Below are 16,440 nucleotides of genomic sequence, written 5' to 3'. Positions count from 1 at the left end.
TCATGACTGGCGGACAAATAGCAAACGTAGATCTTATCAAGCAGGTGAACAGTGCAGCCGTATATCGGCTCATTGACCTGCAAGGCCCCATCTCCCGGGTCAAGATTGCCGAGTTGAGTCAGCTGGCCCCAGCCAGCGTGACCAAGATAACCCGGCAACTGATCGAGCATGGCCTGATCAAGGAGACCTCACCGCAAGCCTCTACCGGCGGGCGGCGCGCCATCTCGTTGACCACCATCAAACAACGCTTTCAGTTTGTCTCTGCCAAGCTGGGCCGTGGCTACCTGCAACTGAGTCTCTATGATCTCGATGGCAAGGAGCTCGACCAGCACGTCACTCAGGTGACCGAGATCGACCAGCAACCCGTGGTCGACATGCTGCTGCGGGAGATTGGCGCCTTTATCGATGCCAACCGCGAACGCAGCCGTAACCTGATCAGCATCGCGCTGACCATGCCGGGCCTGGTCAACCCGGAATCCGGTATGGTCATCTATACCCCTAAGTACCAGATCCGTAATCTGGGGCTGGCGAAGCTGTTGGAAAACCACTTTAACCTCCCCTGCTACGTGGGTAACGACACCCGCTCGCTGGCGCTGGCCGAACACTTCTTCGGCGAGTCCCGCGACTGCATGGACTCCATTTTGGTGAGTGTCCACCAAGGGACGGGCTCCGGGATCATCACCAAGGGTCAGGTGTTCCTCGGTCAGAACCGCAACGTCGGCGAGATCGGCCATATTCAGGTCGAGCCGCTCGGCAAGCGCTGTCACTGTGGCAACTTCGGCTGCCTCGAGACCATCGCCTCCAACGAAGCCATCGTCGACAAGGTGAAGGAGCTCATCAGCCGCGGCCACCAGAGCGCGCTGCAGGAGAAGCACATCACCATTCAGGAGGTGTGCAAGGCGGCGTTGGCAGGCGATGAACTGGCCCGCAGCGTCATCGAGAACGTGGGTGAGCATCTGGGACGGGCGGTGGCCATCACGGTCAACCTGTTCAACCCGCAGAAGGTACTGATCGCCGGCGAAATCACCGCCGCCGAAGAGATCCTGTTCCCGGCCATTCGCCGCTGCGTGGAGCACCAGTCTCTGCCGAGCTTCCATCGCGGCCTGCCCATCATGAAGGCGCGCTTCCAGAATCAGCCCACCGTCGGCGGTTTCGCACTGGTGAAGCGGGCCCTGCTGGAAGGAGATCTGCTGCAGATCATCATGGAGCAGAAGTAAGTCACTTACATTGAGAGATAACAAAACGGCAGCCACTGGCTGCCGTTTTCTATTGTGTGATTGCTGGCGGTTTAGCCCGCCCGACACGGCTTGAACAGATCCAGCTTGTTGTCGTAGACACTTGTCTGCACATCCATGATCCCCAGCATGGAGTGAAACAGGTTGTCGTGGGAGAAACGCTGGCTGCTCGCCTCCGCCGCCAGACAGCTCATATCCAGCTGCCGATCGGCCTGCAACTGGGGCGAGAACCAGGTCAGCAGCGGCACCCGGGTCTGATCATCCGGCGCAAACTTGTAGGGCGTACCATGCAGATAGAGTCCCATGGCCCCGAGAGATTCGCCGTGATCGGAGAGATAGACCAGCCCCACGTTGTATTGGCTCTCCAGGGTCTTGAGTTTGGCAATGAGCTGCCCCACCACCTTGTCGGTGTAGCGGATGGTGTTGTCATAGGTGTTGACCAGCTCTTCATTGCTGCAGTTTTCGATGTCGCTGCGCGGGCAGTCCGGCATAAAGGCGCGCTCGCTGGCAGGGTAACGACGGAAATAGGTCGGGCCATGACTGCCCATCAGGTGAAAAGCCACCAGCTTGTTGCCCTTCATCCCGGCAATCTGCTGATCCAGCCCCTCCAGCAGCACCTCGTCATAGCAAGACTCCCCCTGACAGAGCGCCGGATAGGATTTGGGGGGGATCTCGATGGTCGGCACATTGCGGCACACCCCTTTGCAGCCGCCATCGTTCTCTTTCCACAGCACTGATACCCCGGCATGTTGCAGCACATCGAGCAGGCCGTCACGGGAGCTGGCGAGCTTATCATCGTAGCCACGGCGCGTGAGGTTGGAGAACATGCAGGGCACCGACACGGCAGTGGCCGTACCGCAGGATCGCACATCCTTGAACGACACCACCCCCTGCTCTTTGGCAGTGAAGCTGTTGGTCGCCTTGCTATACCCGTTAAGGGAGTAGTTCTGGCTGCGCGCCGTCTCCCCCACCACTAGGAACATCAGGGTCGGCTTGCTTCCCCGGGCTACCACCCTGGCATCGGTCCCCAGGTGCTGGTAGGGGATCGGGGTGGCAAACAGCACATCCCGCCCATATTTGTAGAGGCCGTGCACATAGTTGGCGGGCACAATCTCCTTGGCCAGCGACTTGTTATTGCGGCCGACCGAGGCGTAATCCTGATAATAAAGTGCCGCGACGCCCCCAATAAACAGCAAGGAAAGGGCCAGTGCACCGGCCCGCAACGCCAGCCCCTGATACCAGTGAGCCGGATAGTGGATCCGTAGTGACCAGAGCACCAGGGTGGGCAGCAGCCCGGTCAGCAGAAACCAGATCGCAACCGAGCCATTCAAATAGGCCTCTGCTTCACCACTATTGGTTTCCACGATGTTCTGCATCATACCGGCATCAAAGATGACGCCGTACTTGAGCATGGCGTAGCTGACGATGGAGCCGCTCAGGATCAGCACGGTAAAAAAGGGCTTGAGCACAAACCGGAACGTGAAGGGAATAAACACGGCATTGAGCGCCGCGATAAGCACCAACGGGATCGAGATAGCAAAGCCAGCTTTCACATGCGACAAGCCACTGAGCGCGGTGTAGAAATGTAACAAGATCGGCCAGTTCAGCACTAGCGCAAAAAAAAGCACCAGCAGAAAATTGGTCTTAAGCACACCGAGGGTCACTTGCATAAACAACTCCTACATACCGGCCTGCTACGCAGGAGGCCGGTCAAGCCACAGAAAGAACCCGGCCAGAGTAGGAAACAAAACTTAAGCGTGAATTAAGACAGAATTAAGACAGGCCCACAGGGAAGAGGGCAGTGCTCGTGCGCCCCATCACAGCACGGGGTAAGCCGCTCCCTCAAAATGGATTTTTAGTTGTCTATCCATCGGATTTTGCTAGCTTGTTGAGTAGGCATTCACGAAATGCAGGTTCACCGATGGCACTGATCCAAGCCTCGATAGAGCAGTTGAGAATAGGCCACTATATCCATCTCCCCACCGGATGGACTAGCCACCCTTTTATGTTCAATACCTTCAAGATCAAGGATCAGCAACAACTCGACATTCTCCGCCATCTTGATCTCACCTTGCTGATGGTCGACCCCGACAAGAGCGATCTGCCCATCGAGCCGCTGCTGCGCGGAGATATCCCGGATGCAGGGCCCGACCTTGACGCGTTGGAAGAGCCGATTGCCTCGGGCCCGCCCTCCTTTGACGAAAAGGCCTTTCGCCGCTCCATGCGCGCCGCTGACAAGGCCTTTGGCCAATCCATGAGCGAGCTGCGCGACGCGCTCGGGGCGCTCAACCTCAAACCGGATGAGGGGCTAGCCAACACCGCCCAGATCGTCCGCAATGCCGCCTTCACTATCAGTCAACACGAAGGCCCCCTTGGGCTGCACCTAATCCGCAGCCCCCACACCGATATCCTGCTGCAGCACAGCCTCAACGTTGCCTTTATCGCCATGCTGATGGCGCGCGAGCTGGGGATGAACCCCATCGAGCTGGAGGAGGCCGGGCTTGCGGGACTGATCCACGACATCGGCGAGCTGAAAATCCCGAGTCAGATCACCCAAAAACGCGGGGATCTCAGCAAGGCCGAACAAAATTTTCTCAACATGCACCCGCAATACGGGCTGGAGATGCTGACCCAGCTTAATGCCTTTGAGCCGAAAATTCGTCAGGTCGCTCATCTGCACCATGAGCGACTCGACGGCAGCGGTTTTCCGCTCGGGATCAAGGGTGGGGAAATCCCGCCGCTGGCCCGGCTGATCGGGCTGGTCGACTTCTACGACGAGCTGCTCCATCCCCGCAATAGCGGTAACCCGGCCGCACCGAGTCAGGCTATCAGCCAGCTCTACAAGTTATCCCAGAAGAAGTTCGACCAGAATCTGGTCAAGTTGCTGGTCAAGGTGCTGGGGGTCTATCCGCCGGGATCCCTGGTGAAACTCTCCGACGATAACATCGCGCTGGTGCTCTCTACCGAGCCCACCATGCCGCTCAAACCGAAGATCCTGCCCTATATCAAGGCCCAGCGGCCGGAAGCAGTGCCGATGATCGACCTGCGGGAAGATGAGCGTACCATCTCCTCCTTTCTCAAACAGGAAGAGCTGGATGAAGGACAGCGGCAGTTCTTCAACCTGACCCGCCGCTTCTGCTACTACTTTGCATTCTGAGTTATCCCCAGATTCTGGGGATAACTCATTGGACAAACCGGAATAATTACTCGAACCCCCATTAAAAAGTTGCCATCTGGCCATGTATAAAAAACGCCCAGCCAAGGGGCCGGGCGGAGCATGCCACCTCCGTGTGGCGTATCCAGCGGATACATTCATGCTCCATCCATCAATATCAACCCGTTGCCGCTTACACAAATATCAATTTAACGTGCTGATTTAATATGGTTTTATCCACTTACTCTGGCAAACTGACGGCCCGTTACGCCCATATGAGCCAACAGAACAAGATCCTGATCACACGTCTTCACGGGCTGGCTTTTTTTCAGGCAGGCTGATGAGGAGCGTTTTTTATGCAGCGGGAGCTCTTTTTGCTGTAACAGATGAGCGTCAGCGCAGCAGCGAGAGGACACACCGCAGCCCCCCCCGGTTTTGACCAAAAAAACGCCAGCCTGATGGCTGGCGTTGCTGCTTTATGACGGCTTACTTCAGGTCGAAGCGATCGTTGTTCATCACCTTGACCCAGGCCTTGACGAAGTCACGTACGAACTTCTCTTTGCCATCGTGCTGGGCATAAACCTCAGCATAGGCACGCAGCACCGAGTTGGAGCCAAACACCAGATCAACCCGGGTCGCGGTCCACTTCACCGCGCCACTCTGGCGATCCACGATCTGGTAGCTGTTGCGGCCGGTGGGCTGCCAGCTATAGGCCATATCGGTCAGATTGACGAAGAAGTCGTTGCTGAGTACCCCGACCCGGTCGGTGAAGACTCCGTGGGCCAAGCCGCCATGGTTGGTGCCCAGCACCCGCATACCGCCCACCAGCACCGTCATCTCACGCGCGGTCAACCCCAGTAGTTGGGCGCGATCGAGCAGCATCTCTTCCGGTTGCACCTGGTAGTGCCCCTTCTGCCAGTTGCGGAAACCATCATGTACCGGCTCCAGATAGGCAAACGACTCGACATCGGTCTGCTCGACGCTGGCATCACCACGGCCCGCTGCAAAGGGCACGGTGATATCGATACCGGCCCGCTTGGCGGCCTGCTCTACAGCCGCGCTACCGCCCAACACAATCAGGTCGGCGATACTGACCGGCTTGCTCAAGCTAGCCTGCAGAGCGATCAGGGCATTGAGCACCTGCTCGAGGCGAGCCGGCTCGTTGCCTTCCCAATCCTTCATCGGCGCAAGGCGGATGCGGGCACCGTTGGCACCACCGCGGAAATCGGAGCCACGGAAGGTACGAGCGCTATCCCATGCGGTAACGATAAGATCCGCAGGTGCCACACCGCAGGTCAGCAGCTTGCCCTTGAGCTCATCGATCTCGGCATCACTGAGGGTGTAATCAACAGTCGGAACCGGATCCTGCCATACCAGCACTTCGCTCGGCACCTCGGCCCCAAGGTAACGGCTGCGCGGCCCCATGTCTCTGTGGGTCAGCTTGAACCAAGCGCGTGCAAACGCATCGGAGAAGAGATCCTGATCGGCCGCGAAACGCTCGGAGATAACCCGGTAGGCCGGGTCAAAGCGCAGCGCCATGTCGGCATCGGTCATGATGGGGTTGCAGCGGATGGATGGATCTTCCACATCTGCCGGGCGATCTTCCTCCTTGATGACCACCGGCTCCCACTGCCAGGCACCAGCCGGGCTCTTTTTGAGCCACCAGTCGTGGCCGAGCAGCATCTTGAAGTAGCCGTTATCCCAGCGGGTCGGATTACTGGTCCAGGCCCCTTCAATACCACTGGTGACCGTATCGCGACCGATACTGCGCGTCTCGTGGTTCATCCAGCCCAGCCCCTGCTCATGCACATCCGCACCCTCGGGGGCTGGCCCCAATTTGGCTGCGCTACCGTTACCGTGGGCCTTACCGACGGTGTGACCACCCGCGGTCAGGGCCACCGTCTCTTCGTCATTCATCCCCATACGGGCGAAGGTAACGCGCATATCCTGAGCGGTTTTCAGGGGATCAGGATTGCCATCCACCCCTTCCGGATTAACATAGATAAGGCCCATCATCACCGCCGCCAGCGGGTTTTCCAGATCCCGCTCTCCGCTGTAACGGGTGCCTTCGCTGCCACTCGGTGCCAGCCACGCCTTCTCGGAGCCCCAGTAAACATCCTTCTCCGGATGCCAAATATCTTCACGACCACCGGCAAAACCGAAGGTCTTGAGTCCCATGGATTCATAGGCGACGTTACCGGCCAAGATCATCAGATCGGCCCAGGAGATCTTGTTGCCGTACTTCTGCTTGATCGGCCACAGCAGACGGCGCGCCTTGTCCAAGTTGCCGTTATCGGGCCAGCTGTTGAGGGGAGCAAAACGCTGGTTTCCAGTATTGGCACCGCCACGCCCGTCGGTGGCGCGGTAGCTGCCTGCCGAGTGCCAGGCCATGCGGATCATCAAGCCACCGTAGTGGCCCCAGTCGGCCGGCCACCAGGGCTGGCTGTCGGTCATCAGCGTGTGCAGATCCGCTTTGAGAGCGGCGAAATCGAGGCTATTGAAGGCATCGGCATAATCGAAAGCCTCATCCATCGGATTGGTCTTGCTGTCATGCTGATGCAGAATGTCGAGGTTAAGGGCATTGGGCCACCAAACTTGCGGCTCCTGACTGGCGGAAGTATTGGCACCATGGGCAAAGGGGCATTGACCGGCCCCGCTAGCGTGTTTATCCATCTATCAGATCCTCATTGTGATTGTGGTCATCATGACGGCGAAATCCTTTGCTTCGCAGTTGAGACTAGCCTACTCCCATAGAGATGCCTTAAAAATTAAATTAAAAAGCTCAATCCAATCTAATAAAACGATTAAGATGCACATGAGTGAGTCGATTCACCGCTTATTTTGAACAAGATAGTGACCCAGACAAATCCAACCAAATGTCAGGGTCACATGACTCGCAGCGTATGTCCCTCACGCAAACCATCTCCGGGACAAGCAGATGACCTTGCTATACTGCCTGATATGGCTTGTTGTTGCGTCGCCCTACCTCACCTTTTTGATAAAAAGCTCTTTAATAACATAGTGAGTACCGTGCGCACTCAACCGGCCGGGTAATGATCACTGCCTGGCTCGTTTTCGATCTGGCGCGCAGGCCACCCGCCAGCGGCCATAACGACGAAACCCGCCAAAAGGCGGGTTTCGTTTTGCAGCAGGCAAGCACGTTTAGCAGATGCCCCGTAAACCCTAGCCCAATCGGGTGGGGATATAAGGGGAGCTAATCTGATGCGTTTGCGAGCCCGCCTATGTCTTCAGTGTCTCGATAGTCGCGCCTGCCGCACGTCAGCAGCGGTTGTTGATTTCACTGGCACGCGCTATAACTGTACTTATATACAGACTGTGTTTTTAATCATGAAAAGAGCCACAAAAGTACGTATTTACCCCACCGACGAACAAGCGGCATTCCTCAATGCCCAGTTCGGCGCGGTGCGGTTCGCGTACAACAAAGCCCTTCATATTCAGCGGCACATGTTCCAGCGCCACGGGGTTTCACTGAAACCCAAACGCGACTTGAAACCCCTGCTCGCTGTGGCAAAAAAATCGCGCAAATACAGCTGGCTGAAAGAGTACGATTCACAAGCCTTACAGCAGGCGGTGATCAACCTGGATAAGGCATTCGCCAATTTTTTCAACCCCAAGCTCAAGGCCAGGATGCCCACCTTCAAGAGCAAGCGAGGCAGGCAATCGAGCTACCACCCCAATGGCAAAGTGCTGACCGATGCCATCCTGTTACCGAAGATGACGCCCATCCGAGCTGTCATTCACCGAGATATTATCGGCGTGGTCTCCAGCATCACGGTCAGCCGTGGCCCGACAGGGAAATACTATGCCTCCATCCTTTGCGATGATGGCCGTGAGGCTCCCGCCAAGCCCTCCCTCATCACAGAGGTGACAGGCTATGATATGGGGCTGTCCCACTACCTCATTGCGTCGAGTGGCAAAAAGATGGCCAACCCGCGCCATCTTATCAACGCCAGTCACAATCTGCGGCGAAAGCAAAAAGCACTGTCTCGCAAGACAAAAGGCAGTGCCAATCGTAGTAAGGCCAAATTACAGCTGGCCGCCCTGCACGAGCGGGTAGCCCATGCTCGCGCTGATTTTCAGCACAAACTCTCTCGCACGATAGTTGACGATAACCAAGCGATCATCGTGGAGACGCTTAAAACAACCAATATGATGAAAAACCACAAGCTGGCCCGCGCCATTGGCGATGCTGGCTGGCATGGTTTTATCATGAGGCTGGAGTACAAAGCCCAAGCGGTGGGCTGCCACCTAATCAAACTCGATCAGTGGTTTGCCAGCTCTAAACCATGTAGCGAGTGCGGCCACAAGATGCCGGAGATGCCACTTCACCAACGACAGTGGGTATGTCCAGCGTGTGGGGCAGAGCATGACCGCGACATCAACGCGGCCATGAACATTCGACAGCAAGGAATATTGGAATTAAAAGCGGCGGGGCTCGCCGTTTCTGCCCATGGAGGCCAGCGTAAATCCGTCAATCTGACGGTCGCGGCCTAAGAAGTGGGAAGCCTCGCCGCTTGCGGCGGGGAGCAGTCACATGGCCATCTGCTCGTGGGGGGAACCGTGGTGGCGCAGCCAGACAAAGCTCAACGCCACGATCAGCACCATCAGCGTCATGATGGCCCCCAGGGTCACCTGACCGGTCATCGGGAAACCGGCGGCCAGCAGGGTCACCACGCCCGCCCCCAGATTCTGCATCCCGCCGAGAATGGCACCGGCCGTCCCCGCCTGACCCGGGAAGGGCTCGATGGCACAGGACGTGGCGGTCGGGTAGAGGATGCCGCTACCAATGAAGTAAACCGCCGCACCACCGACCAGCGAGGCAGCACTCACCACCCCGAGCAACCCCGGCACCAGAATGATCAGGGAGCCGAGCGCCAGAAAGGTGATCCCCAGACGCATCAGCTTGCCCTGGCTCAGGCGAAAGCTCAGCTTGGCAGAGAGCCAGGCACCGAACAGATAGCCGGGCAACGGCAGCACGAACAGCACGCTCACGGTACGGGCACTCAGTTTCAGCACATCGCCCAGCAGCACCCCGGCCGCCGCTTCAAACACTGCGAGTCCGGCAAAAGTCGCCATCAAGCAGAGCAGGTTGCCCTGAAACTTGGGGTTGCCCAGCACGTGGCGATAGGCCGCCCCCACCCGCAACGGCTGACGAGCTGCAGCTGGCAAGGTTTCAGCAAACCAGGTCATGATTGCCAGAGTTGCTACGGCACCAAAACCAAACAGGAACCAGTAACCGGCGCGCCAGTTGAACAGCTCGGTCAACCAGCCACCCAACACCGGCGCCAGCAGCGGGGAGAAGATCACCCCCATGCTCACCAGACTGTTGGCGCGGTTGAGCTCGGCGCCGTTGTAGCGGTCGCGCATCACGGTACGGCTCATGGCGCCACCGGCACCGGTCCCCAGCCCTTGAATAAAGCTGCCCACCAGCAAAGCAGTGAAGTGCGGAATGAACTGGATGGTCAGGGTGCCTACCAGAAACACCATCATGCCGACGATCAACACCGGGCGACGGCCGATACGATCCGACAACGGCCCGTAGACAAACTGGGAGAGGCCATAGGGGATCAGGTAACAGGCCATCACCGCCTGCAACTGGCCCGAGGCCACATTGAAGTCCCCCGCCATCATGGGAATGGAGGGAACATAAAGGGTCTGGGTCATCTGGCCCACAGCAACCATCAGAATGGTCAATAAAAACAACGGATAAAAACTGTGCCTATCCATATCAGTCCCAAAAAATCGAAAAAATGCGGCCGCCCCTCTGGCACAAAATAGCCCAGAGGAATCCGATCACAGAGGCTGTGATGCAATCAAAAACAGCGTTGGAAACAATAGGCGGGGAGCCCGCCAGACCACCGCACAGGACGTTTGGTGGTATGGGGGCATCATAGTGATTCAGCTCACAAAAAACGAACGAATCTTTATAATCGGCTTGCCTTAGTTTTTCTAATATTATGGGGCGTGGTGCCCCATCCGTAGTTAAAAATCAACGCGTTACCATCTGCTGCGCCTGCTTGATCAGCTCATCAGGCTGCTCCTTGCGCGGCGGTATGTTGATCCCCTTCTGACAGGCTGGCTTCTCGGCCATGCGGGCCATCCAGGCTTGCAGATGGGGCAATCCCTCGATGGAGATGCCACTCCAGTCATAAATGCGCACCCAGGGCCAAGTGGCAATGTCGGCGATACTGTACTCGTCCGCCAGATATTCGTGGTGGGCAAGATGACTGTCGAGCACCTCAAACAGGCGGCGCCCCTCCTTCTGATAACGCTCGATAGCGGCGGGGATCTTCTCCGGGAAGTAGCGGTAAAAGACATTAGCCTGCCCCATCATGGGGCCCACGCCCCCCATCTGGAACATCAACCACTGGATGGCCTGAGAGCGGCGTTTGGGATCGACAGGCAGCAACTTGCCGGCTTTCTCTGCCAGATAGATGAGGATGGCGCCCGACTCGAACACGGCGAAATCGTCGTTATCCCGGTCGACGATAGCCGGAATGCGGCCATTGGGGTTGATGGCGAGAAACGCGGGTTGTTTCTGATCCAGCGCCGACAAATCGAGGGGAATGACCCGATAGGGCAAACCCAGCTCTTCGAGGGCGATTGCCACTTTGAAACCATTGGGGGTCGCGGCGGTGTAAAAATCGATCATGATTCACTCCTTGTTGGTCATAGCCAGATTGCACAGTATTAACCGGGTACAACACCATAGCCACCTCATCTTGCATCAAGTGGCTTGCTCCAGACCATTAAAAGCGGCGCACTACTGGCCAAAAAAGCACAGGATGCACCGCTGGTGCGCTCAGGCAATAATAAATGCTAGTTGAGCATGGCGATCGGCTTGCGCTGACAGCGGTCATCCATCGGTCGTAGGGGATAACCGTTGCCATCGCACCAAATACTGGTATCATACCGCGTCCTTTTATCCCCCGTTCTTTAACATCCAGTGGTGAACCTATGCATCCGATGCTGAATATCGCCGTGCGCGCTGCGCGCAACGCCGGTCAAGTTGTAGTAAAAGCCTTCTCCCAGCCCGAGAACATTGAGGCTATCCAGAAAGGCAGCAATGACTTCGTGACCAACGTTGACCGTGAAGCCGAAGCGGCCATCATTCATACCATCAAAAAATCTTACCCGGAGCACAGCATTGTTGCTGAAGAGTCTGGTGAGATTGCCGGTACCAATCCGGACTACCAATGGATCATTGACCCACTGGATGGCACGACCAACCTTGTCAAAGGCATTCCGCACTTTGCCGTTTCCATCGCCCTGCGTGTGAAAGGCAAAACCGAACAAGCCGTTGTGTACGATCCCATTCGTGACGAGCTGTTTACGGCTACCCGTGGTAACGGCGCCCAGCTGAACGGCTACCGCATCCGTGTCGGCAAAGCCAAAGAGCTGGCTGGCACCGTACTGGCCACCGGTTTCCCCTACAAGCAAAAGCACCACATCGAGCCCTACCTGAAGATGTTCCAGAGCATGTTCATCGAATGTGCCGACATCCGTCGCTCTGGCTCTGCCGCGCTGGATCTGGCTTATGTGGCTGCCGGTCGCGTCGACGGTTTCTGGGAAATCGGCCTCAAGCCGTGGGACACTGCCGCCGGTGAGCTGCTGGCCAAAGAAGCCGGCGCCATCGTCACCGACTTCGTTGGTGGTCACAACTACGAAAACTCCGGCAACATCGTGGTTGCCAACCCGCGCGTCCTGAAAGAGATGCTCGGCAAGATCCGTGAAGAGCTGCCGGAGTCCCTGGCCAAATAAGCCAGTTCCCCAGTATTCACCAAGATAAAAAAACCGGCGCAAGCCGGTTTTTTTATTCCTGCGGCTAACCGCTGTATCCGAGCCCCCACTCAAACAATGGCTTGGCGCCACCTGCGGACGCCTCGCCGTTCTGCGGGCAAAGCGCTATTCCCAGAGCCTTGTCGGCACCACCAGCAACACGGTGCGCTGGCCAATCGCCACGTTGACATTGGGGAAGACCACCGCCTCACGCGGCTGCTCGACCGTGTAGCGCAGCTCGCCATCCTCGGCCAGCACGAACCCTTGGGGAAATTCGGTGAAGTTGTCCACATCGCTGGCGAACAGGAAGCGAAAGTCCGCCGATTTTTTGGTGATCACCCGAACGATGGCAAACAGGGTGAAATCGTCCGCCCGCCACGGCTCCAGCGCCACCTCGTCCTGGGTGACCAGCTCCTGCAGTGCCTGCCGGGTTTCGATAAAGCGAGTCATATCGTTCTCGCCAAATGGCCGTACCTTGCCCAACTCCACCGTAAAGGCGTGGGCGCCATGCTGGCGGGAGCTGTAGTAGCTGAAAGTGGTGGTTGGGCTGGCAGAAAGCAGAATGGTGCGCACCCCGCAGGCGCCGAGGAACTGCACCTGCTCTCGGCAGTGGGGCCGCTCATGGGGGAAGGGGTAGACGGCAAACTTCTCGTGACGCGAGCCGCGAATGGCGGTGTGCAGGTCGTAGTGGTAGCGGGGACGAGCCGGATCGGCAAAGAAGCGGCTCACATACTGCTCGAGGCGCATGGCGCGGATCCGCTCCCGATTGCACAGCCCCTCCCCCTTGCTGTGTGCGCCAGAGAAGAGTCGGTTCATGTTCTCCTCTACCTCCCGCAGCCCCAGATTCATCGCCGCCGGATTGCCAAACAGGAACAGCACCCGATGACGGGCACTCAGCTCGCCAGCGAGCAGACGGCTCAGCAGCTGGTTGCAGATCTCGATGGGAGCGGTCTCGTTACCATGAATGCCGCAGGAAAGGACGATATCCTTGTATCCCCCGGGCTGATCGCCAGCCCCCCTTGCAGGCTCCAGGCAGAGCACGCCGGTATCCCAGACGCTGACCCGCGCACCATCGGGCAGGGCAAATTCAAAGGGCTCAAGCTGCCACTCATGGCTGCGGGTCAAGGCCAAAAAATCGTGCTGGGGAATCATCCGTCTCACCCTCTTGCTCTGGAACACTATGGCCGGATTATACGCAAGGCATCGCGGCTTAAAATCGTTTTTTAAACAAATTCAAACATTAACAACACAATGGTGATAACAATCGAGCGACGACAGCGAGGGGCTATAGCAATGTGAAATAAAGAAGAGAGGCAAGAGGATCAACGCACAACAGGGGGAAAACGGGGGAGATAAAACAGACTATTACCCGCCTGATGGCCGGGCGCCACAGGGGCAGAGCAGCAAACGGATTAGCAGAAAAACGAGGCATCCATGCCCGGCTGATCAACCACGCCAGAACGGCTTGGTGGTCTCTTGATAACGGTCAGCTTCGTTCAGGCCGATGTCTTTGAGCAAGTACTCGGGCAGCTCGGAGAGCTGGCGACGGCTGCGGCTGCGTTCCAGCCAGGTCAGAACGGTCATTTTAACGCGAGCAACCAGATTCAATTGGCTGGAATGCTGGTAACCGGCTTCGGTATAAGTCATGTTGGCCATAATGTGGCTCCTCGGAATATGTGTTTACGCACTGGGCTTTATTTGATGCGCAAAGCTTAGTCAGGGAGCAGGGCCGACTCAATTGACGAATTTTGATACGTCACATTAGTAAAACTAATAGTAAAAAACTGACTGATAAAATTTTAATACTTTGATTTATAAAGAATAATTAAGTCACCGTTCGACCATCCACTGCCCGCAGCATATTGTGCTGCATGGCACCATCTTACATATGCAATTTACCGCATTGCCTATGCACTCACCAATGGACGCGCTATGGCTGGCAACCCCGTCATTACATTCGATTGTTAATTCAATGATCTCTTGGTGATCTGCAATTAACACCATGAAACATAAAACAAACTTACGTTTCTTCCCGCGCAGCTCCCTCGATGACGACCCATAAACGCGCCCCTTGGCGCGCAACCGGCATACTGGTATGGTTATTTATGGCGCTGTTCCCTTTACGTGTAGGTGAGCCGAGTGACTCCGCCAAGCAGCCATGAACAGGATGTATTCGGCTCCTGGTTCACCACTCGAAACCAAGCAAGGTAGTTTTCCAGGTAGTCTGTTCCTACTCCGTGAAATTTGGCCATCCATTCCCGCCAACGACTCACGTAGTTATTGAGGGTCTGGATGTGGAAAACATCATCTTCTACTCGATGATGAGCGCTGGCGATCAACCGCTTATGGATCACGCCCGGCGCGTTCTGTGCAATCGTGCTGTAACTTAGATTGCCATCCGTGCACAGGATTGTTCCCGCCGTGAGGAGTGGTTTTAGGGAAGGTTCGATTTGACTCAGGCTTTTATCTAACAACACAGCATCACTTTCTCGACCATATCGATCTAGCGCGATTAAGAGCGGGACCAAGGGTATATGCCCACGTTTTTTACCCTTCGCGCCCCGGCGCCTTGCTGGACGATCCAGATGACGTCGTCCCTTAAATGATTCGGCTACAAATACCTCATCGGCCTCTACGATCCCGGCCAATTGCTTGGCTCGAGTGGTCAGTGCGTAGCGCAGAAAGCGATGGCGCCAACGAAATGCGGTCTTCAGGTTGATGGCGCACTCTCTGGCAGCGGCTCGCAGCGACAACCCACGACTGAGGCAGTCAGCATAGGCAGCCCACTTGTGCTTGTGATGAAGCCCCGCCAAAGCAGAACCATCCAATTGATTGAATGTTTTGCCGCATGCCTTACAACGGAACCGCTGCTGACCACGAGCACGTCCCCAATGAATGACATGGGAGGAATTGCAACAGGGGCATGCTGCGACAGCCTCGCTCTGGTTTGCTAATGCCTGATGGAGTTGATCACGTTGCAGATGGTGACGAAGTTGTTCCTGGGCGCGTTCTAGTTGGATTGGGTCGAGCTGGGCAAAAGAACGCAGCATTGAGGAAAACGCTTGGCTGTCCATGGCAAGCTCCTTACTCAAATAACCTGAAATAAGTATAACGCTTGCCACCAATACGGCTCTGGAACAGCGCCTTATTTATACAGTAGTTTACTCCCCTGCCCTGACGCCATAGCTTATGCCGTCAACGGCGGATGAAACCACAGGATCATCGATGCATACCTTTACCCCGACCGCCGCCCTGCGTCAACAGATGGCCGCCATTGAAGCCTCTCTCAACCAGCTGGCCGATCTGCTTGGCCAGCTCGAGCTGCAAGAGGGCCATGTCTACCCCCTCCCCCCGGTTGCGCAGGGGGAAGAGCACGACCCGATCGCGCAGATTGAGGTGGGTTACCTCAACGGTGAAGCCGCACTGGCGGCCACCCTTGCCGCCTATCGGGATCACAGCGCCCGCCCCGGCTGCTCCACCAAGGCGACTCACCGGCTGCCCGGCTGGCTGCGCTTTCCTGCCGCTGCAGCCCCCTTGCTGCAACCGCTGATCGACCAAATCAACCAGCACAAGCTCGATTTCAAGGCGCTGGTGCAGCAGGCGGGCGGGCGGGACGAGAAGTTCGAGCTGGTACATACCGCCCTGCCCGGCGTGATCACCTTGCAGGTCTACCGCAAGCTGACCCTGCTGGCGGGGGAGCTGCAATCCCTCGGCTTTACCTGGGCCGACAAGCAGACCATCAATCGCCTCAGTCGCGAGCAGGTGCTGGAGATGCTGGAGCGCAGCCGCCGCTACATACCGGCCCTCTCCAACAACGAGGAGTGGAGCAAGATGGTGGATCAGGAGGTGTACGACATTCGCCGTCTGCCCGCCGATGCCGAGCTGCGGATCCGCCGCCCGGTCAAGACCCACCCGATGATCAACCTGCTCTGGCTGGAGCGCACCCCGCGCAAGCAGCAGATCAAGGCGAGCCTGCCACTACTGCTCTGCTCCGATACCCCGCCCGCGGTCACCCATCTGGGCAACTATCCCCCCAAGAGCCGACAGGCGCGGCGGGATCGCAAGATTGGCGGCGAACCCATCATCGAGCGGCTGCACCTCTATCTCTATCAGGGGTGACTGGATCAGGGATAGCTGATTCAGGGATAACTGCGCCGCCTTGCCGCAATAAACGATGAATCCCGCATCAGCATCCCAAACGAGAAAGGGGAGAACATCTCTGGATGTTCTCCCCTTTTTGTATCGATAGGC

Annotated in this window: 12 protein-coding genes; 5 read left to right on the top strand and 7 right to left on the bottom strand. The window is 57.1% G+C overall.

What is annotated here, in order from left to right:
* The first annotated feature begins 2 nt into the window (after window positions 1-2).
* Window positions 3-1,217 carry an ROK family transcriptional regulator gene (locus NMD14_07245; GenBank protein ID XEI34187.1) on the top strand — a complete coding sequence of 405 codons (1,215 nt, stop codon included), beginning with the start codon at window positions 3-5 and terminating at the stop codon, window positions 1,215-1,217.
* Window positions 1,218-1,288: 71 nt separating this feature from the next.
* Here the strand turns inward: NMD14_07245 and NMD14_07240 are convergent, their stop codons facing one another.
* On the bottom strand, window positions 1,289-2,905 hold the full coding sequence (locus NMD14_07240) for a phosphoethanolamine--lipid A transferase (GenBank protein ID XEI34186.1): 1,617 nt from the start codon (window positions 2,903-2,905) through the stop codon (window positions 1,289-1,291).
* 251 nt (window positions 2,906-3,156) lie between these two features.
* Here NMD14_07240 and NMD14_07235 point away from each other — a divergent pair, with 251 nt between their 5' ends.
* Window positions 3,157-4,392: a DUF3391 domain-containing protein gene (locus NMD14_07235; protein ID XEI34185.1), complete on the top strand. Its 1,236-nt coding sequence runs from the start codon at window positions 3,157-3,159 to the stop codon at window positions 4,390-4,392.
* Window positions 4,393-4,875: 483 nt separating this feature from the next.
* Here NMD14_07235 and katG read toward each other — a convergent pair whose 3' ends face one another.
* The gene (gene katG, locus NMD14_07230) at window positions 4,876-7,062 is read right to left on the bottom strand and encodes a catalase/peroxidase HPI (protein ID XEI34184.1); all 2,187 of its coding nucleotides are present in this window, start codon (window positions 7,060-7,062) and stop codon (window positions 4,876-4,878) included.
* A 675-nt stretch (window positions 7,063-7,737) separates the two neighbouring features.
* Between katG and NMD14_07225 the strand changes: the two genes are divergently transcribed.
* Window positions 7,738-8,904, top strand: coding sequence for a transposase (locus tag NMD14_07225; protein ID XEI34183.1), 1,167 nt, complete (start codon window positions 7,738-7,740; stop codon window positions 8,902-8,904).
* Between the two features lie 36 nt (window positions 8,905-8,940).
* On the opposite strand, the gene emrD is transcribed toward NMD14_07225, so the two are convergent.
* Together emrD and NMD14_07215 are read right to left on the bottom strand one after the other, a co-directional pair.
* On the bottom strand, window positions 8,941-10,137 hold the full coding sequence (emrD, locus tag NMD14_07220; GenBank protein XEI34182.1) for a multidrug efflux MFS transporter EmrD: 1,197 nt from the start codon (window positions 10,135-10,137) through the stop codon (window positions 8,941-8,943).
* 262 nt (window positions 10,138-10,399) lie between these two features.
* The gene (locus NMD14_07215; GenBank protein ID XEI34181.1) at window positions 10,400-11,062 is read right to left on the bottom strand and encodes a glutathione S-transferase N-terminal domain-containing protein; all 663 of its coding nucleotides are present in this window, start codon (window positions 11,060-11,062) and stop codon (window positions 10,400-10,402) included.
* 305 nt (window positions 11,063-11,367) lie between these two features.
* On the opposite strand from NMD14_07215, the gene suhB reads away from it, so the two are divergent.
* On the top strand, window positions 11,368-12,171 hold the full coding sequence (gene suhB / locus NMD14_07210; GenBank protein XEI34180.1) for an inositol-1-monophosphatase: 804 nt from the start codon (window positions 11,368-11,370) through the stop codon (window positions 12,169-12,171).
* Window positions 12,172-12,315: 144 nt separating this feature from the next.
* Here the strand turns inward: suhB and astE are convergent, their stop codons facing one another.
* The 3 genes from astE to NMD14_07195 all read right to left on the bottom strand — a co-directional run bounded on the left by astE (window position 12,316) and on the right by NMD14_07195 (window position 15,263).
* Window positions 12,316-13,341, bottom strand: coding sequence for a succinylglutamate desuccinylase (gene astE, locus NMD14_07205; protein XEI34179.1), 1,026 nt, complete (start codon window positions 13,339-13,341; stop codon window positions 12,316-12,318).
* A gap of 294 nt (window positions 13,342-13,635) precedes the next feature.
* Window positions 13,636-13,845 carry a DUF1127 domain-containing protein gene (locus NMD14_07200; protein ID XEI34178.1) on the bottom strand — a complete coding sequence of 70 codons (210 nt, stop codon included), beginning with the start codon at window positions 13,843-13,845 and terminating at the stop codon, window positions 13,636-13,638.
* A gap of 464 nt (window positions 13,846-14,309) precedes the next feature.
* The gene (locus NMD14_07195) at window positions 14,310-15,263 is read right to left on the bottom strand and encodes an IS1595 family transposase (protein ID XEI34177.1); all 954 of its coding nucleotides are present in this window, start codon (window positions 15,261-15,263) and stop codon (window positions 14,310-14,312) included.
* A 151-nt stretch (window positions 15,264-15,414) separates the two neighbouring features.
* Between NMD14_07195 and NMD14_07190 the strand changes: the two genes are divergently transcribed.
* Window positions 15,415-16,308, top strand: a complete 894-nt coding sequence (locus tag NMD14_07190) for a DNA replication terminus site-binding protein (GenBank protein XEI34176.1) — start codon at window positions 15,415-15,417, stop codon at window positions 16,306-16,308.
* The last annotated feature ends 132 nt before the right edge of the window (window positions 16,309-16,440 follow it).

It is taken from the genome of Aeromonas veronii (assembly GCA_041319085.1).
GTDB classification, from domain to species: Bacteria; Pseudomonadota; Gammaproteobacteria; order Enterobacterales; family Aeromonadaceae; genus Aeromonas; species Aeromonas veronii_F.
Note: the sequence above shows the minus strand (reverse complement) of the source record. Positions and strands in the feature narration are given on the sequence as shown.